16 protein-coding genes are annotated in these 16,453 nt (G+C 72.0%); 8 read left to right on the plus strand and 8 right to left on the minus strand.

The window, feature by feature from the left end; genetic code table 11:
* The first annotated feature begins 189 nt into the window (after nt 1-189).
* Entirely contained in the window at nt 190-381 is a 192-nt protein-coding gene (locus tag ACTXG6_RS24170; protein WP_445181644.1) for a hypothetical protein, read from the plus strand.
* Nucleotides 382-418: 37 nt separating this feature from the next.
* Here the strand turns inward: ACTXG6_RS24170 and ACTXG6_RS24175 are convergent, their stop codons facing one another.
* A complete protein-coding gene (locus tag ACTXG6_RS24175) occupies nt 419-640 on the minus strand; it encodes a hypothetical protein (protein ID WP_445181645.1) in 222 nt (73 codons plus the stop codon).
* A 201-nt stretch (nt 641-841) separates the two neighbouring features.
* On the minus strand, nt 842-2,458 hold the full coding sequence (locus ACTXG6_RS24180) for a thiamine pyrophosphate-binding protein (protein WP_445181646.1): 1,617 nt from the start codon (nt 2,456-2,458) through the stop codon (nt 842-844).
* On the opposite strand from ACTXG6_RS24180, the gene ACTXG6_RS24185 reads away from it, so the two are divergent.
* From ACTXG6_RS24185 to ACTXG6_RS24195, 3 genes are read left to right on the plus strand one after another with little or no spacing between them, the layout of a single operon-like run.
* Nucleotides 2,457-2,999 carry a pyridoxamine 5'-phosphate oxidase family protein gene (locus ACTXG6_RS24185; RefSeq protein WP_445181647.1) on the plus strand — a complete coding sequence of 181 codons (543 nt, stop codon included), beginning with the start codon at nt 2,457-2,459 and terminating at the stop codon, nt 2,997-2,999. The genes ACTXG6_RS24180 and ACTXG6_RS24185 overlap by 2 nt on opposite strands.
* Nucleotides 3,000-3,015: 16 nt before the next feature.
* Nucleotides 3,016-4,194 (plus strand): FAD binding domain-containing protein, encoded by a 1,179-nt coding sequence (locus ACTXG6_RS24190; RefSeq protein WP_445181648.1) that lies wholly within the window; start codon nt 3,016-3,018, stop codon nt 4,192-4,194.
* A 52-nt stretch (nt 4,195-4,246) separates the two neighbouring features.
* Nucleotides 4,247-5,344: an alpha/beta hydrolase fold domain-containing protein gene (locus ACTXG6_RS24195; RefSeq protein ID WP_445181649.1), complete on the plus strand. Its 1,098-nt coding sequence runs from the start codon at nt 4,247-4,249 to the stop codon at nt 5,342-5,344.
* A gap of 210 nt (nt 5,345-5,554) precedes the next feature.
* On the opposite strand, the gene ACTXG6_RS24200 is transcribed toward ACTXG6_RS24195, so the two are convergent.
* The 5 genes from ACTXG6_RS24200 to ACTXG6_RS24220 all read right to left on the minus strand — a co-directional run bounded on the left by ACTXG6_RS24200 (nt 5,555) and on the right by ACTXG6_RS24220 (nt 10,596).
* Nucleotides 5,555-5,752: a hypothetical protein gene (locus tag ACTXG6_RS24200; RefSeq protein ID WP_445181650.1), complete on the minus strand. Its 198-nt coding sequence runs from the start codon at nt 5,750-5,752 to the stop codon at nt 5,555-5,557.
* A 50-nt stretch (nt 5,753-5,802) separates the two neighbouring features.
* Complete coding sequence (locus ACTXG6_RS24205; protein WP_445181651.1) at nt 5,803-7,437, minus strand: purine-cytosine permease family protein; 1,635 nt, start codon at nt 7,435-7,437, stop codon at nt 5,803-5,805.
* Nucleotides 7,438-7,563: 126 nt separating this feature from the next.
* Nucleotides 7,564-8,859: an amidohydrolase family protein gene (locus ACTXG6_RS24210; protein ID WP_445181652.1), complete on the minus strand. Its 1,296-nt coding sequence runs from the start codon at nt 8,857-8,859 to the stop codon at nt 7,564-7,566.
* Nucleotides 8,860-8,890: 31 nt separating this feature from the next.
* A complete protein-coding gene (locus ACTXG6_RS24215) occupies nt 8,891-9,652 on the minus strand; it encodes an alpha/beta fold hydrolase (protein ID WP_445181653.1) in 762 nt (253 codons plus the stop codon).
* A gap of 59 nt (nt 9,653-9,711) precedes the next feature.
* On the minus strand, nt 9,712-10,596 hold the full coding sequence (locus ACTXG6_RS24220) for a fumarylacetoacetate hydrolase family protein (RefSeq protein WP_445181654.1): 885 nt from the start codon (nt 10,594-10,596) through the stop codon (nt 9,712-9,714).
* A gap of 147 nt (nt 10,597-10,743) precedes the next feature.
* Here ACTXG6_RS24220 and ACTXG6_RS24225 point away from each other — a divergent pair, with 147 nt between their 5' ends.
* Complete coding sequence (locus ACTXG6_RS24225; RefSeq protein ID WP_445181655.1) at nt 10,744-11,406, plus strand: FadR/GntR family transcriptional regulator; 663 nt, start codon at nt 10,744-10,746, stop codon at nt 11,404-11,406.
* Nucleotides 11,407-11,941: 535 nt separating this feature from the next.
* Here the strand turns inward: ACTXG6_RS24225 and ACTXG6_RS24230 are convergent.
* Nucleotides 11,942-12,862, minus strand: coding sequence for an NmrA family NAD(P)-binding protein (locus tag ACTXG6_RS24230; protein ID WP_445181656.1), 921 nt, complete (start codon nt 12,860-12,862; stop codon nt 11,942-11,944).
* Between the two features lie 208 nt (nt 12,863-13,070).
* On the opposite strand from ACTXG6_RS24230, the gene ACTXG6_RS24235 reads away from it, so the two are divergent.
* The 3 genes from ACTXG6_RS24235 (at nt 13,071) to ACTXG6_RS24245 (ending at nt 16,451) form a co-directional block, all read left to right on the plus strand.
* Nucleotides 13,071-14,087 (plus strand): alcohol dehydrogenase catalytic domain-containing protein, encoded by a 1,017-nt coding sequence (locus ACTXG6_RS24235; protein WP_445181657.1) that lies wholly within the window; start codon nt 13,071-13,073, stop codon nt 14,085-14,087.
* A gap of 94 nt (nt 14,088-14,181) precedes the next feature.
* A complete protein-coding gene (locus ACTXG6_RS24240) occupies nt 14,182-15,657 on the plus strand; it encodes a hypothetical protein (protein WP_445190101.1) in 1,476 nt (491 codons plus the stop codon).
* Nucleotides 15,654-16,451, plus strand: coding sequence for a hypothetical protein (locus ACTXG6_RS24245; RefSeq protein ID WP_445181658.1), 798 nt, complete (start codon nt 15,654-15,656; stop codon nt 16,449-16,451). The genes ACTXG6_RS24240 and ACTXG6_RS24245 overlap by 4 nt, the downstream gene beginning before the upstream one ends.
* Nucleotides 16,452-16,453 lie beyond the last annotated feature (2 nt).

The following is a 16,453-nucleotide window of genomic DNA, read 5'->3' on the forward strand; positions in this document are numbered from 1 at the left end:
GCCATCTTTGGGCCGTGATCAACGCGGGTCAAGCCTCGGAGACCTCGATGATGTGCGCGCCCTGCTCTATGGTGTCGTGATCGACACGTGATCGACATGTGATCGACACCGCCGGTTCGCTGTTCGATCCCCGGTGTGACCTGCGGCAACGGCGGCGGCCCCGGCGGGTGCGGGGATGAGGAGCCAACGATGGTTGACCTGGATCCCCGGTCGCTGCTGGGCGAGGCCGGCAAGCTGGCGCTGCGGTTCGGGGACGAGGCGTACTTCGCGGCGCTGTGCCTGCGCAGTGGCCTTGTCGGGATCGAGCTGCCGCACCGGACCGCGTCGATGCTGCTCTCCTTCGAGCGCTGCTGTTCATCGACGGCCGGGACGACGAGATGATCGTCTCCGGTGCCGCGCAACCCGACGGGCATGGTGCTCAAGCGGCAACTCGCCGAGCTGCCGGTCGACTGACGGCCAGTTCGTAGAGGCGCACCGACAGGGTGCTGAGCGTGTCGACCACGAGATCGGCGGCGCCCACACCGGCGAGCACCGGGGTACGCACGCCGCTGAACCCGTCACTGAGTGTCTCGGCGACCCTGGCCCTGGCGGTACGGAGGTCGCCGGAGGTCGGTACCGGGTTCGGGAGGAGCAAATCCATAGTTGTCACCTGCGATGAATGCGATGGCTGCGACGGTTCGGGGTGAGGCGCGGCGTCGCGCCCGGGCACGTGAGCTTCAGGAGCAGGGCGGCACCGGCATTCCCGCCGGGCCCTGCTCGACCGTCGTCGGTCGCCCACCAGCCGTCGTGTCAACGCCTCGCCGCGGCGGTTCGTTCCACCGCGGCCTGAGGACCGCTCAGATCAGCCCCGGGAGACGGTGAGGATGTGCCGGTAGCCGGCCGGGCTGATCCGCGCGTCGAGCAGGAACGGGCCGACCCGGGGCCCGCGCAGCGCGGAGCGCACGCCGGCGAGGTCGTCGGCGGTCGCGGCGGGCACACCCATCGCGGTCGCGACGGCGGCGAAGTCGACCGGGCCGAACCGGACCGCGCCCCCGTCGCCCTGCCCGGTCCGCTGCTTGATCTCGATCAGGCTCAGCGCCGCATCGTCGAACACCACCACGGTGACGGGCAGCCGGAGCCGGGCCAGGGTCTCCAGCTCGGCCAGGGTCATGCCCAGCCCACCGTCGCCGACCAGGCAGAACACCCGCTCACCCGGCCGGGCCAGCGCCGCGCCGATCGCCGCCGGCAGTGCGTAGCCCATGGTGGCCAACCCGTTGGAGATCAGCACCTGGTGCGGCCGGGAGGCCGGCCAGAACGGCATCACGGCGAGCATGTGCGCCCCGGCATCGACGCTCACCTGGGCGTCGCCGGCGGCCTCGGCGACGGCGCGGGCGAGGTCGACCGGGTGCAGGGCGGCCTCCCGGGCGCCGGCGGCCAGCTCGGTGAGCCGAGCGTCGCGGTGGGTCCGCCCGGCGTCGGCCGGCCAGGCGGGCGCTGTGGCGGCGAGCACGGCCGGCACGGTCCGGCCGAGCGGGCCGAGCACCACGTGCGGCGCGCCGTAGTAAGCGCCGTCCACCTCGGTGTCGCTGAGCAGCAGCACCGGGGCCCGGTAGGTCCACGGCCCCGGCATCGGCTCGATCCCGTCCAGGCCCACTCCCACGATGAGGTCGGCCCGCTCCAGCAGGGGCCGCTCCAGCGCGGCGTTGGTGAACAGGCCGGCGGACCCCGGCCCGGTGGCGTCGACGCAGCCGAGCGCGTGGTACGTGGTGAGCACCGGGATGCCGGCGAGCGCGGCCCGCACCGCCGTGTACTGGGCCGCCGCTTGCTGTGCCGCCGGTTGCGCCGCCCGTGCCGCGCCGGCGCCCAGGATGACCACCGGGTGGCGGGCTCCGGCGGCCAGCGCGGTGGCGTGGCGCAGCGCGAGGTCGTCGACGGGCGGCAGCCCGGGTGGCGCCGGCGGGAGGTCGCCGGGGACACCGGGGTCGTAGTCGAGGTGGACCGCCCCGGCGGGTGGGCCGGCGGCCAGCGCGGCCGCGGCGGCAACGCAACCGGCGGGGTCGCGGTGCCCGAGCGTGCCGCTCCACCGGGTCAGCGGCGCGGACACGGCGAGCTGGTCGAGGCGCTGGTGGCCGGTCCGGTCCCGCTGCCCGCCGGGCACACAGTCGCTGACGAGCAGCAGCGGCGCGCGGTCCAGGTCGGCCTCGGCGAGCCCGTTGGCGGCACTGGTCAGCCCGGGGCCCCGGGTCACCAGCGTCACCCCGGTAGTGCCGGTGAGCAGCCCGAACGCCCCCGCCATCACGCACGCGGCGGTCTCCCCGTGGGCGAGCAGGAAACCGATGCCGCGCCGCGCCGCCGCGCCGATCATGTCCAGGTTCGGGCCGCCGCCGGGCATGCCGAACAGCTGGCGCACCCCGGCGGCGGCCAGACCGTCGGCGAACCCGGCGCTCACCGGAACGGACGGGTGGGCGGAGGCTGTCATGGCCCCTACGCTAACCGCCATGACGATCAGTGTTGCTCGTTTCCTCGACGTGGCCGACGGTTTGCAGCCCGGCCAGTTCACCGTGGGCAACCACGACGACGTGGCGTCCCTGGCCGACCTCGACCCCACCTACCGGCAGCTGTTGGACAACCCGGTCACCGCGGTCGTATCCGTCACCGGCGGTGACGGCCGCTCGAACCTCACCCCGGTGTGGTTCGACTACGAGGGCGACCTGGTGCTGTTGAACCTCGCCACCCACCGCAAGAAGGTCGACTGGCTGCGCAAGCAACCGAGGGCCACCTTCGCGCTGGTCAACCCCGCGAACGCCTACCACTGGGTGTCCATCAAAGCCACCGTCGCACGGGAGGTCTCCGAGGACGACCCGCAAGAGGGCCCCCGGGTCACCGCGCAGCTGGACAGGATCTGGACCAAGTACACCGGCAACGCGCCGCCGTACGGGCTCCGTGACCCGTCCATCGACGAGCGCCGGGTGCTCTTCGAGCTCAAGGTGGACCGGGTCGCGACCTTCGGCCGACCCTGAGCCGGTTGTGCCCGGCATGCCGAGCGTCGCGGTCGTCGGCGGCTCGCTGGGTGGCCTGACCGCCGCGCTGGTGCTGACCGACGCGGGCTGCGACGTCACCGTGCTGGAGCGCGCGCCGGCCACCCTGGAGGCGCGCGGCGCCGGCATCGCCGTGCTGGACGAGGCGGTGCGCTGGTTCGCCGAGAAGACGGCGGTGGACCCGGACTCGCTGTGCAGCTCGACGAACTTCATCCGGTTCCTGGACGCCAGGGGTGGGCTGGTGCACGAGCGTGCGCACCGGTACCGGTTCTCCTCGTGGAACACCATCTACCGGGCACTGTTGGCGCAGCTGGCGCCGGAGCGCTACCGCCTGGGCCACGAGGTCGCCGGCCTGGAGTCGTCGCCGGGCGGGGTGGAGCTGACGCTGACCTCGGGCGGGCGGCGCCACGCCGACCTGGTGGTCGCGGCCGACGGCATCAGCTCCGCGACCAGGGCCAGGCTGTTGCCGGGAGTGACCCCGGAGTACTCCGGTTACGTGGCCTGGCGCGGCACCATGGCGGAGTCGGAGCTGCGCCCGGGCACGTTCGCGGCGCTGTCCGACGCGATCACCTACCAGGTGCTCCCGCACAGCCACATCCTCGTCTACCCGATCCCCGCCGCGTCCGGCTCACTGGTGCCGGGCCAGCGGCTGATGAACTTCGTCTGGTACCGCAACGTGGCCGCCGGCGCCGCGTTCGACGACCTGATGACCGACAGCGCCGGCCGGCTCCGGTCGGTCTCCCTGCCGCCGGGCGCGGTGCGGCGGGAGTTCGTGGACCGGTTCCGCGCGGACGCCTCGGCGCAGCTGGCCCCGGTGATCGCCGAGGCCGCGCTCGGCGTGGCCGAGCCGTTCGTGCAGGCGGTGTTCGACATCGAGGTGACCCGGATGGCGCTCGGCCGGATCTGCCTGATCGGGGATGCGGCGTTCGCGGTCCGCCCGCACGCGGCCGCGGGCACCGCCAAGGCCGCCGCCGACAGCTGGGAGCTCGCGGCCCAGCTGGTCGGGCACAACGGCGCGGTCGAACCCGCGCTGGCCGACTGGGAACGCCGCCAGCTGCGGCTGGGGCGGGACGTGCTGGTCCGCTGCCGGGAAATCGGCGACGCTTCCCAACGACACGGCACCTTCACTCCGGGCGATCCAGCGCTGATCCTCGGTCTGCGCGGTCCCGGCCGGTGAGGCGACACCGGAACCCGACAACCGACTCGTGACAACCGACTGGAGATCATCAATGGCGATTGATCCGTCCCCGAGCCCGACCGTGTCCGTGGCCCGCCCCGGCAGGTTGGGCGATCCGGCGCTGAGCCTGCGCGACGACCCTCGGGCCGATCCCCGGATGGTGGCCGCGCTGGCCGCGTTCGGGCTGGACGCCCATCCGGAGCCGCCGCCGATCTCACCCCGGTCGTCGCGGGAGGAACTGCTGGCGTTCTGCGCGGCGGCCGAGGGCGGCTTCGAAGCGGTGTTCGCGGCGCTCTACGAGGGACTTGCGCCGGTTCGGGGCGTCACCACCGAGACGACCTCGATCACCGGGCCGGACGGCAACGAGATCACGTTGTACGTGCACCGGCCGGAAGGCAGCGGTGACACCGCGCTGCCGTGCGTGGTCCACCTGCACGGTGGCGGCATGGTCATCCTCGAAGGCGCCGGCGTCTGCTACGCGCGGATCCGCGACGAGCTGGCCGCGACCGGTCTGGTCGTTGTCGGTGTCGAGTTCCGCAACGGCGCCGGCAAGCTCGGCAGCCACCCGTACCCGGCCGGCCTGGACGACTGCGCGGCGGCGGTGGCGTGGGTGCTCGACCACCGTGGCGAGCTCGGTGCCGGCAAGGTGATCGTGGCGGGGGAGTCCGGTGGCGGCAACCTGTCGCTGGCGGTCACCCTGCGGGCCAACCGTGAGGGCTGGGCCGACCGCATCGCCGGCGTCTATGCCATGTGCCCGTACATCTCCAACCTGTGGGACGCCCGGCCCGCCGAGCTGGCCTCGCTGCACGAGAACGACGGCTACTTCCTGAGCTGCGAGCTGCTCGCGGTCATGGCTGCCGCGTACGACCCGGGCGCCGCGCACGCCGAGGATGCGACCTGCTGGCCGTACCGGGCGACCGACCGCGACCTCGCCGGCCTTCCGCCGCACGTCATCTCGGTCAACGAGCTCGACCCGCTGCGCGACGAGGGCCTCGCCTACCTGCGCCGGCTGCTCGCCAACGGGGTGAGCGCGGTCGGCCGCACGGTCAACGGCACCTGCCACGGCGGCGACGTCATCTTCCGGGCCGCGATGCCCGACGTCTACGCCTCGACCATCCGCGACATCAGGGGGTTCGCCGGCTCGGTGTAGGGGGTGCTGACTGAGGCCGCTCGGTCTTTGGTCGGGATGGGCCTGTGGGAGTCACAGTCGGTGACAAGCCGATTGACTCAGGATGCTGACCTGGGGGTGGGCTGCTTCGAGGTCGACCTGAGTCCGGTTCGCGGCGAAAATTCCCGGACTGACGTTGGTCTCGGTGAGGAATGCTGTCAAGGTTGCCACGCCCAAGGATCGCCAGGAGAGTCAGTCCAGGTGCTCCAGGCTCACGATGTGTTCGTCGCGGACCCGCAGGAAGACGTCGTTCCCGTTCCAGAAGACGGTCCAGCCGTCCTCCCGGTCGACCTGGCTGGCGTGGATCTCGTTCTCGAACTGGAACTCGTCGCTGCGCAGGTGGATCCGGTAGGCCTGCAGTGCCGGCGCTCCGGCGTCGCTCGTGCTCATGACGTCCTCCTGGGGGTGGGGCCCTGATTATGGCCGTCGCTGCGAGGGGGTCACCTCTCGGTGGGGGTGGACTCGGCGAGCGCCGCCGTCCTGAAGGCCCCGCTGGTGGCACAGGCCGCGCAGATGGGCCGGTGCCCGTGCCGGGGGTCGCGGTCCATCTCCAGCGCCACGTAGGACCGGTGGCACACACCGCAGCGGATGCGGTCGTCCCAGCTGCTGTCGACCTCGTCGCGGGGGTCGTGGGGCCGGGGCAGTGCGAACCAGCCGTCCTTGGCCACCGCCAGCGCCGCCGCGTACACCAGCACGGCGAGGACGAACGTGATCACCAGCGCCCAGGTGGTGGCGACCGCGCTGCCGCTGGCGATGAGGTAGATGCCGACGCCGGAGGACACGACCCAGGCGGCGAGCCCGCCCGGGTTGGCGTTCGGTACCCGGCCGGGCCGGAACTCGAAGCCGCCGCCCGAGCCGGATCGCTTCGCGGCGAAGGCCATGTGCACGAGCGCGATGCCGACCCAGGCGACCAGCACCGCTCCCTGGTAGGAGAGCCAGGTGTTGATGAACGAGAAGACGTTCAACACCATGATGCTGAACGAGACGACCCCCACGAAGAAGACCCAGACGATGCGCGGCAACGTGAGGTGGAAGACGCGCGAGAAGAAACTCTGGAAGTTCGTGGAGGCGACGTAGAAGTTCGCCGTGTTGATCTTGGTTTGGGTTGCCACGATGAACAACAGCCCGAAGATCCCCATCATCTTCACGATCCCGGTGACGAGGCTGGACTCGGTGATGCCGCCGGCCAGGGGGATCGTGTGGGCCAGGTAGATCCCGGCCGCCCCGTTCACGAAGATCGTGAAGAAGTAGAAGGTGAAACCGAAGGTGTGGAACCCGTTCACCCTGGTGTCCTGCGGCCGGCCCATCCGGGCGAAGTCGAACGTGTAGAACATGTTGGAGAACACGCCCATGTAGAGCGCGAACACGAACAGCCAGCCCGGGCCGGCCATCGGGGTGGGCACCGACGGCTCGGACGTCAGCCAGCCGCTGTGGTACCCGAACTTCACCGTCGCCCAGACCACGGTGGCGACCAGGCCGACCGCGAAGACCGGCAGCAGGTACGCGTTGACCTTCTCCAGCCACACCCGGACACCGCCGATCACCAGCGGGATGGCGCAGGCGGTGACGACGAGGTACCAGAGCTGGATCGGTCCGCCGAACTGCGCCTGCGCCGCGACCGCGAGCACCGAGCCCTCGAACACGGCGAACCAGGTACCGGTCACCGCGAAGACGAAGGTGGCGATCGAGGCGCCGTAGTAGCCGAAGATTGAACGGGAGAACAGGCCGGGCGTGAGCCCGGTCCTGGCCGCCGTCCGCGACATGGCGAAGCAGATCGCGCCGTGGACCAGCGTCGCCGCCGCGAGCCCGACCAGCGCCTGGACCGTGCCGACCACCATCGACGCCCCGGCGGCCACGACCACCCAGAACATCGCCGCCATCACAGCGGACCAGGCCAACGCCATCTTCGGCGCGCTCAGCCGCCAGGTCCGGGGCACCACGTGCAGCGAGTAGTCGTCCCGCACCGCCTCGGCGACAACGGCCGGATCATCGGTGCGGGTGACCTCCAGAGCCGGGAGCGAGCCGGCGGGAGAGGGCAGAACGGCCGCATCCCGGCCGGGGTCGGGAGTGTCCACGGGGTCCTCCAGCTGGGATCGAGTGCGGTGCGGTGCGGCGTGCGCGGCCAGGCGGCATTGCCCCGCCGGCCCCGGGACGGGGCACGGCGGGCTTCGTGAGCGGAGTCAGCGGAGCGGCGTCAGCGGCTAGGCGTTGGCCGGGGCCCGGTTGTGGTCGACGCTGCCCGGGTTGGGCGGCAGCGGGGCCGGGTCGTCGGCGCACTCCTTGTGGAACAGCCCGTCCTTCATGATGTAGTCGAGCTTGTCGTGGTCCTGCAGCACGGTGATGTCGGCCAGCGGGTCACCGTCGACGACGATCAGGTCGGCCAGGTAGCCGGGCGCGACCTTGCCCAGCTCGTCGGGGCGCAGCATGATCTCGCCGCCTTGGGCCGTCGCGGACAGGATCGCCTCCATCGGGGTGAACCCGAGCCGCTGCACGAAGTGCTCCAGGTCGCGGGCGTAGGTGCCGTGCGGGGTCCAGGCGAAGCCGTAGTCGCCGCCGGGCAGCACCCGGATCCCACGCCGGTGCATCTCCCGCAGTCCCTCGGTGGCGATCTCCAGCTCGCGCTTGTAGCCGACGGCCTCGGCGGCCTGCTGCGGGAAGCCGAACGACTCGGCCTCGTAGAGCGTGGCGACCAGCCAGTTGATGCCGGGCGCCACGAACACCCAGTCCTTGTTGGCCTCGAGCAGGTCCATGCCCTCGGCGTCGGTGAAGCTGGCGTGGTAGATCACGTCGACGTGGTGGCGCACGCACATCTTCACGCTCTCCGCGCTGCGGGCGTGCGCGCAGACCCGCTTGCCCCGCCGGTGCGCCTCGGAGACCGCGGCGGCCACCTCCTCGTCGGAGAAGTAGGTGTCCTCCGCGCGCTGGCTGCCGGTGATCTCCTCGCCGGTCATCGACAGCTTGATCTGGTCGACGCCCAGCGAGACGAGCTCGCGGACGGCCTTGCGCATGCCTTCGGGGCCGTCCGCGAACTTGGTGATCGACTTGATCAGGGCGCCGCCGGTGACCGCGATCTCCGGGCCGTTGGCCAGGTAGCGCGGGCCGGGGAAACGCCCGGCGTTGATGGCGTCCCGGCAGACCACGTCGAGGCGGTCCTTGGCCGACGCCGCGCCCAGGCACATGGTGTACCCGGAGTCGAGGTAGGTGCGGGCGGACTCGAGGCAGAACAGCAGGTGCTCCTCGACCGGCATGGTGCCGAGGCCGTCGAGGTCCGCGCTGTTGTTCCAGGAGAAGTGGGTGTGCGCATCGCACAGCCCGGACATCAGGGTGCGCCCGCGCCCGTCGATCACCCGGGCGCCCTCGGCGCGCGCCGGCTCGACGGACCCGACCGCGGCGATCCGGTCGTTGTCGACCAGCACGTCGCCGGGGTAGGGGTCGGCGCCGGTGGAGTCGAGAATGCTGACGTTGCGGAACAGGGTCTTGGTGGACGGGACAGGCACGGTGGCCTCCTCCTCGTTGAGGGCCTGGCGCTTACAGGAACTTGAGCAGGTGGTCGGTGACCGGGCCGGCGGCTTCCAGCGCGGTCCAGTGCCCGACGCCGGGCAGGATCTCCACGGCGGCGTTGCCGTGGGCGTCGGCCAGTTCCTGGCTGGCTTCCGGCGGCCCGACCTTGTCGTCGTCGCCGGTGATCAGCAGCAGCGGCAGGCTGGTGGCGATGGGGCCGGGGTCGGTGGCGGCGCCGAGGGCCTCGCAGTTGCGGGCGTAGCCCTCCGGGTCCTGGCGCATGACCAGCTCGCGGACGAACGCGGCGACCTCGGGCCGCCGCTGGCGGGTGGTCTCGGACAGTGCGTTCGCCACCACACCCGGGGCGACCGCGGCGGTGCCCTTCTCGCGCAGCACGGCGGCACGGTCGCGCTGCGCCTGGCGGCCGGCCTCCGGGGGTTCGCGGACGGCGCCGAGCAGTGCCAGCGCCGACACCTTGCCCGGGTGTCGGGCGGCGAGCGCGCGCACGACGAGGGTGCCCATCGAGTGGCCGACCACAGCGGCGGAGTCGACGTCGAGCGCGTCCAGCACCGCGGCCAGGTCGTCGGCGTGCGACTCGATGCTGATCCCGTCGGCCACCGGGGACCGGCCCGCGCCGGCGGAGTCCACCCGGATCACCCGGAACCGTTCGGCGAGGGCGTCGGCCTGCACCTGGTAGAAGTTCGAGGTGCCGCCGAGGCCGTGCACGAGCAGGACCGCCGGGCCCTCCCCGTCGACCTCGACCGCGAGTTCCTTGCCGTTGACCTGCATAGTTCTCCCTTGCACTGGTGAGCGAGCTAGGTGTCCGGAGCGGGTGATGCGGCGAGTGATCAGGCGATGCGGTTGCGCTGCGTGCCGAGCCCGGTGATGGACACCTCGACCACGTCGCCGCTGACCATGAACCGGGGCGGGTCGAAACCGATCCCGACGCCGGCCGGGGTGCCGGTGGCGATCAGGTCACCGGGCAGCAGCGTGATGCCGGCGGAGAGGGTGGCGATCAGCTCCGGGATGTCGAAGATCAGGTCCTTGACCGGGGCCGACTGCCGGGGCTCGCCGTTGACGCGGCTCTCGACCATCAGGGCGGTCACGTCGGTGATCTCGTCGGCGGACACCGCGTAGGGGCCCATCGGGCAGTGCGTGTCCAGCGACTTGCCGAGCAGCCACTGCTTGTGGGTGCGCTGCAGGTCGCGCGCGGTGAAGTCGTCGATCATCGTGTAGCCCCACACGTGCTCGAAGGCCTGTTCGCGGCTGATGCCCCGCCCACCGCGGCCGATGATCACGCCCAGCTCGGCCTCGTAGTCCAGCTCCGCGGTCACCCCGTGGTGCGGGTCGATGTCGCCGTAGGGACCGGTCACCGAGGTCGTCGCCTTGGAGAACACCACGGGGTACTCGGGCAGGTCCTCGGATCGGTCCGGCTGGTCGTAGCCGCTGCGGCCGAACTCCAGCACGTGGTCGCGGTAGTTCTTGCCGACGCAGAAGATGTTGCGGCGGGGGACCGGGATCGGGGCGAGCAGCTCGACCCCCTCGACCGGCCGGGCGGGCAGCCCGGACGCCCGCTCCCGGAGCACTGGGCCCAGCTCGGCCCACTGCTCGATGACCTCGAGCAGACCGGCGCCGGCCGGGAGCAGCTCGCTGACATCGCGCAGGACGCCGGCCTCAGCGTCGACCACCCCGACTCTCCTGCTCGATCCGGCGGAGAAGGTCACCAGCTTCATTACGAACCAATCTGGACCAATTGAGACCAATTCGGACATCTCTGACGTTACGCTTGGACCTGACTGGTGTCGATGGGCTGGCGTAACTTTGGTCTGAAATGGTCGATTGGTCCGAATTGGTTCGGCAGTGGGGCTATAGTGCTGGGCATGATGGCGGTGGAACAGACGCTGCGCGCGCTGCTGGCCGAGGGGGCGCGGGACGGCACCCTGGGGCCAGGCTCGAAGCTGCCCACCGAGCGTGACCTCGTCGAGCGGCTCGCCGTGCCGCGCGGTGCCATCCGCCGCGCGCTGGAGGTTCTGGAACGCGACGGGGTGGTGATCCGGCACGTCGGCCGGGGCACGTTCCTGACCGACTCCGCCCCGGGGCGCGTCGAGGGTGCGCCGCCCGACACCAGCCCGGCGGAGATCATGCAGGTGCGTCAGCTGCTCGAACCGCAGGTCGCCGCCCTCGCGGCGCGGGTGGCCACCCAGGCCGACCTGGACCGCATCACCGAGTGCCTCAACCTGGGCGGCGCCAGCGAGGACTTCGAGGGCTTCGAGGTCTGGGACGCCAAGCTGCACCGGGGTATCGCGCTGGCCGCGCACAACGGCCTGCTGATGAACATGTTCGACGTGATGAACACCGCCCGCGCGCTACCCGTCTGGGGCACCCTCAAGCGGCGCACCTCGACCCCGGAGCGGCGCCGGTGCTACCACCGTGAGCACACCGCGATCGTCGAGGCGCTGCTGGACCGCGATCCCAACGGTGCGCAGGACAACATGCGCCAGCACCTCCAGAACGTGGCCGACAACCTGCTCGGCCGGCACTAGAAGCGTGGCTCAGGTGGGGGAGGGCCGCTCGTTTCGGGCGTGGTGACGCCGCGTCACGGCTTTTTCATCGGCAAGGCGTTCGGCGTCGGAGCTGACCCCGCAGGCGGGCTGACCATGCCCGGCGGGCTGGACCATGCCCGGCGGGCTGACCGGGCCACTCCCTGTCCAGGCCGTCGGAGCCGACCAGGCCGCTCACGGGACCCCGAAATACGTCGAGTTGACCATGAACGCGAGGTCGCGCGGGTCCGGCTGACCGGACAGGGGCGAGACGCGCGCCGGAACCACTCGCCCAGGACGTCAGCGCGGCTCTGCTCGGCCAGGGCCAGCGGGCCAGCAAGTGAGACTGCGCACCCGGCACCCACCCGGAGCTGGTGACGCCCCCGGTCTCGCCCAGATCGACGCCAGGGTCGTCGATCTTGCGGGCAACCCGACTCAGGTAGACCTCGACGCAGATCGACCCTTAGGTCAGCGGCCTGCTTCGATCAGCCGGTCACCGACCGTGACTCCCGCTGACGGTCGGCTGGGGCCGGGTGGCTCAGGCGGGGGAGTAGAGCGCCCTGCGCGCCTCGACGAACTGCTGGACCGTCTGAGCCGGGCTGCCGGTGATCTCCTCGACGGTGCGGGTGGACCGGTCGTAGCGGCCCTCGCGGTGCAGACGGGCCATCGTGACCAGGTGATCCCGCACGTGTGGCGGCAGCCCGGCCGGCTCGACGGTCTGCTCGAGCCAGGTCTGTGGTGACACGTCGACGTAGCCGACCGGCCGGCCCAGTGCGCGGGAGAACTCCTCGGCGACGCCGTGCATGTCCTGCACCGTCGGGCCGGTCAGCTCGTAGGTGTGCCCGAGGTGATTTCCCGGCTCGCGCAGGATCGCCGCGACGACGCCCGCGACGTCGCCGGCCGCGATCGGGGAGGTGCGGCCGGTGCCGAAGGGCAGCCGGATCGTGCCGGTCTCGGCGATGGAGCGCGCGGCCAGCAGGGTCAGCAGCGGGTTGTCCAGGAAGATCGTGGGCCGGACGTGCACCACCGGCAGCGTCGACCAGTTCAACACCTGCTCGGCGAGCCAGTGCAGCCGCTGGTGGTGTGACTCCTCGGTGCTCGTGACGTGCATCTGGGACACGGTCATCTGCGAGATGGACACCAAGGCCTCCAGCGTGCCGAGCGCGCGGGCGACGGTCGCGACCACCGCCGTGGCCTCCAGGTAGTCCGGCGACACCGTCATGCTGAAGAACATCCGCGAGGCGCCGTCCAGCGCGCGGCTCACGTCGTCCGGCCGGGTCAGGTCGCCGACGATGACCTCCGCGCCGAGTGCGCGCACCGCGTCGGCGCGCTCGTCCTCGCGGTGCAGCAAGGCCCGCACCGGCAGGTCGTGCTCGCGGAGCAACTCGACGACGGTGCGGCCGACGCCGCCGACCCCGCCGCCGGCACCGGTCACCAGAATGACGTCCTGCGCGGTCATGAGAGGCTCTCCTACTCCTTAGTTGGAACTTCCAACGTACATGCCCAGCCGTTGTTCACCACTGCCGATCGGACCGCCGGGCGCACTCGGCGAACCGTCCGGCCGATCGCCTTGACGAGGCTAAGACAACCGGTCATATTTAAACCAGACAACACGGCCGGCCCCGCCAGGGACTTGCCCTCCACCGGCACCCACCCAGGAGAGAAGCATGTCCACCTACCGTGCGTTCGAAGTGACCGGATCGCGCCAGTTCAAGCTCGTGGACCGGGAGCTCGGCTCGCCGGACCCGGGCCAGGTGCGGATCAGGGTCGAGACCTGCGGGGTGTGCCACAGCGACGTGCTCGCGGTGGAGGGGCTGCGCGCGGACCCCACCCAGCCGGTCGTGCCGGGGCACGAGCTCGTCGGCGTCGTCGACGCGGTCGGCGCCGGGGTGCACGCCTGGCAGGCCGGTGACCGGGTCGGCGTCGGGTACCTCGGCGGCCACTGCGGCGAGTGTGAGTACTGCCGGCGGGGCGACTTCGTGAACTGCGCCGACCAGCCCCAGACCGGCACCACGGTGGACGGCGGCTACGCCGAGGTCGCGTTCGCCAGGGCCAGCGGACTGGTCCGCGTCCCGGACGGCCTCTCCTCGCTGGAGGCGTCCCCGCTGCTGTGCGCCGGCCTGACCACGTACAACGCGCTCCTGCAGGTCGACGCGCGCCCCGGCGCACTGGTGGCGATCCAGGGGATCGGCGGGCTCGGGCACCTCGGCCTGCAGTATGCCAGCAAGCTGGGCTACCGGGTCGCGGCCATCGCCCGGGGCACCGACAAGGCCGAGCTCGCCGCGCGGCTGGGCGCCGACCACTACATCGACAGCGCCGCCGAGGACCCCGGAACCGCACTGCAGGCGCTCGGTGGCGCCGCCGCGGTCATCGCCACCGCCTCCAGCGGTGCGTCGATGTCCCCGCTGGTCGCCGGGCTCGCGCCGCGCGGACGGATGATCGTCGTGGGGGCGGCGCCGGACCCGATCTCGGTCAACACCGCCGACCTCATCTTCGGGACCCACACCGTCAGCGGCAGCCTTACCGGCAGCTCGATCGAGAACGAGGACAACCTCGGGTTCAGCGTCGCCCGGGACATCCACCCGATGACCGAGACGCTGCCGCTGAGCGAGGCGCCGAAGGCCTACGAGCGGATGATGTCCGGCGCCGCCCGGTTCCGCATCGTGTTGGACGCGGCGGCCTGAGACCGGCCCTCGGGCGCCCCCGGTCGACGGTGCGCGACCACGTCGCCGGGGGCGTGCTCGTAGAGTGCCCGCCGTGGTGGTGCAGGATGTGCGCGTGGGGATGGCCGATGAGGCGGTCGCTCGTCGGTTGAAGGCACTGGCGTGCACCGCACCGCTGCACGACCTGGACGCCCGGAAGTCGCACCTGGAATGGGTCGACGCGGGCGGCTACCAGATGGCGGAGATCGCGCTGCAGGCGATCGACCAGGTCACCCTGGCCATGGACTTCGACCACGGCGCCGACCAGGACCAGGTGGTGCGGCGGCTGGTGCCGTTCATCGCCGCGCAGGGGCCGCTGCGCACCGCCGAGGAGCACGACCGGGTCGGGCACTGGGTGGTCGACAGCCTGCTCAACGTGGGCAGCGTCGACCGCGGCTTCAAGGTCGACTACGGCACGTTCGACGCCGACGGGCACTACGTGCGGCGCCGGTTCGACTTCAAGCTGCTGGTCGAGCTGGCCGCGCCGGACGGGCAGGTCTTCCTGCGCGCCACCGACGAGGCGATCAACGTGCTGGTCGGCGCGCTCGACACCGACGTGGAGTCGGCGCAGGTCGCGGCCGAGGTAAAGCTGGAGAACCTGATCAGGCGGGGTCGCCTCGGCGACGCGCGGCTGGCCGCTGAACAGGCCCGGTACCGCACCGTGCAGTACGCCGAGGCACTGCGCGCCAAGCTGGACGCCACCCGGCGCGACGTGCGTTCGGTGGACTGGCTCGCGGCGGTTCCGGAGCTGATCGAAGAGGCACTGGCGCACATCGAGTCCCGCTACCGGGCGGAGACCGCGATCCTGAGCAACATCGCCGACGCCCGCGACGACGCCACCGAGCCGGACCGCCGACGGCAGGCCGCCGACCTGGTGGTGATCGTCAACGACTGCATCCGCCGGCACACCCAGCTGCAGGCCCGGTTGCAGGAGGCCGGGGCACTGTTCCGCGCCGAGCAGGACCGCCAGCAGTTCGCCGGCCGGCCCCAGCGCGCCTCGGTGGACGTGTTCGGCCAGCTGCTGCGGCCCTGCCTCGACCTCGGCGTGGTCACGGCGGTGGCGCCGACGTCGGCGTTCTTCGGGGCCGTCGTCGGGGTGCGGGTGCCCAGCGTGCTGAGCCTCGGCGGCCTGGTGGAGACGCTGCTGGTGCCGTCGGCGGAGCGCGACCCGTTCGGCGCGGCGGTACCGGAGCCGGAGCTGATGGACGCCGAGCCGGACCGGTTCAGCGAGGAGCACTGGGAGCGCGCGCGGGAGCTGCTGCGGCTGCCCGACGTGGCCCGGCGGCTGTCCGGGCTGCTCGCCGAGGCGCGCACCGTCGACCCGGAGCTGCCCGGGCTGGTCCTGCTCCGGGTGATGCACGCGGTCGGCTCCACGATCTCCAGCGCGCGGGGCCAGGACGACGGCGGGGTGTGTCTGGCGATCGACGACGGCACCGTGCTGCGGGATGAGGAGTTCGGCGGCAGCGACCTGCTCGTCACCCTCGCCGGGCTGCGCACCGCCGCCGTCGAGGAGACGGACCCGGCTCCGGCGGCCACGGAGGACGTCGCATGACCGGGGAGGGACTGCGGCCGAGGGATGCCGAGTCGGCCGCCCAGCTGGTGGCATTGGGCATGCGCCCCAAGCAGCTGCCCAGCCGCGACTCGCTGTACACCGACCTGGTCATCCGCTACCGCGACGACGACGGGTTCAAGGATCTCGTGCACAGCGTGGCGGCCGGCCTCGGCCTGATCGTGCTGGCCGTGACCGAGCAGTCCGGCGCGGTGCTCGCGGCCACCGAGGACTCGGTCTTCGAGATCAAGATGGACGAGTACGCGCGCCGGACCGCCCTGCAGAACCGGCAGGCGGACAAGGTGCTGCACGGGCTGGCGCAGCTGGCGGTCGCCGCGCTGTCCTTCCCGCGCCCGGACGACCTCGGCAACGACGCCTACGTCGGGCGGGTGTCGGTGGAGCTGGTGGACGGCGCGGTCCGGGAGGCCTGCCGGGTGCTCGAGGAGCGGACCGAGGGGAGCGAGGAGGCCGACCCGCTGTCGGATGCCCCCGAGCTGGAGCGGGTCTGGCGGATGTACCTGCGCCGCCCGGCCGCCGCGGCCACGAAGGACGGCCGCGCCGCGTCGGACACCACCCGGGGCATCGCGGCCCGGGCGTTGCGGTTCCTGGCCGAGCAGGGCTTCCTGGTGGCGGTCGGTGGCGACTCCGGGGTGTACCGGACCACGCCGCGCTACCAGGTCCAGGTGCGCGAGCTGGCGGCCCAGCGCACCTTCGACGAGCTGCTGGAGCTGGGTGTGCTGCCGGCCACGTCGGCGGAGGCGAGCCTGCACGTCGCGGCCGCCGAGACGCTCGCTTAGGC

The sequence above is a fragment of the Pseudonocardia sp. Cha107L01 genome (assembly GCF_052566575.1).

What these genes read in the sequence shown, in the direction of transcription:
- ACTXG6_RS24170 (WP_445181644.1), top strand. Translation starts at nt 190, where the DNA reads ATGGTTGACCTGGATCCCCGGTCGCTGCTGGGCGAGGCCGGCAAGCTG.
- ACTXG6_RS24175 (WP_445181645.1), bottom strand. Translation starts at nt 640, where the DNA reads ATGGATTTGCTCCTCCCGAACCCGGTACCGACCTCCGGCGACCTCCGT.
- ACTXG6_RS24185 (WP_445181647.1), top strand. Translation starts at nt 2,457, where the DNA reads ATGGCCCCTACGCTAACCGCCATGACGATCAGTGTTGCTCGTTTCCTC.
- ACTXG6_RS24180 (WP_445181646.1), bottom strand. Translation starts at nt 2,458, where the DNA reads ATGACAGCCTCCGCCCACCCGTCCGTTCCGGTGAGCGCCGGGTTCGCC.
- ACTXG6_RS24190 (WP_445181648.1), top strand. Translation starts at nt 3,016, where the DNA reads ATGCCGAGCGTCGCGGTCGTCGGCGGCTCGCTGGGTGGCCTGACCGCC.
- ACTXG6_RS24195 (WP_445181649.1), top strand. Translation starts at nt 4,247, where the DNA reads ATGGCGATTGATCCGTCCCCGAGCCCGACCGTGTCCGTGGCCCGCCCC.
- ACTXG6_RS24200 (WP_445181650.1), bottom strand. Translation starts at nt 5,752, where the DNA reads ATGAGCACGAGCGACGCCGGAGCGCCGGCACTGCAGGCCTACCGGATC.
- ACTXG6_RS24215 (WP_445181653.1), bottom strand. Translation starts at nt 9,652, where the DNA reads ATGCAGGTCAACGGCAAGGAACTCGCGGTCGAGGTCGACGGGGAGGGC.
- ACTXG6_RS24220 (WP_445181654.1), bottom strand. Translation starts at nt 10,596, where the DNA reads ATGAAGCTGGTGACCTTCTCCGCCGGATCGAGCAGGAGAGTCGGGGTG.
- ACTXG6_RS24225 (WP_445181655.1), top strand. Translation starts at nt 10,744, where the DNA reads ATGATGGCGGTGGAACAGACGCTGCGCGCGCTGCTGGCCGAGGGGGCG.
- ACTXG6_RS24230 (WP_445181656.1), bottom strand. Translation starts at nt 12,862, where the DNA reads ATGACCGCGCAGGACGTCATTCTGGTGACCGGTGCCGGCGGCGGGGTC.
- ACTXG6_RS24235 (WP_445181657.1), top strand. Translation starts at nt 13,071, where the DNA reads ATGTCCACCTACCGTGCGTTCGAAGTGACCGGATCGCGCCAGTTCAAG.
- ACTXG6_RS24245 (WP_445181658.1), top strand. Translation starts at nt 15,654, where the DNA reads ATGACCGGGGAGGGACTGCGGCCGAGGGATGCCGAGTCGGCCGCCCAG.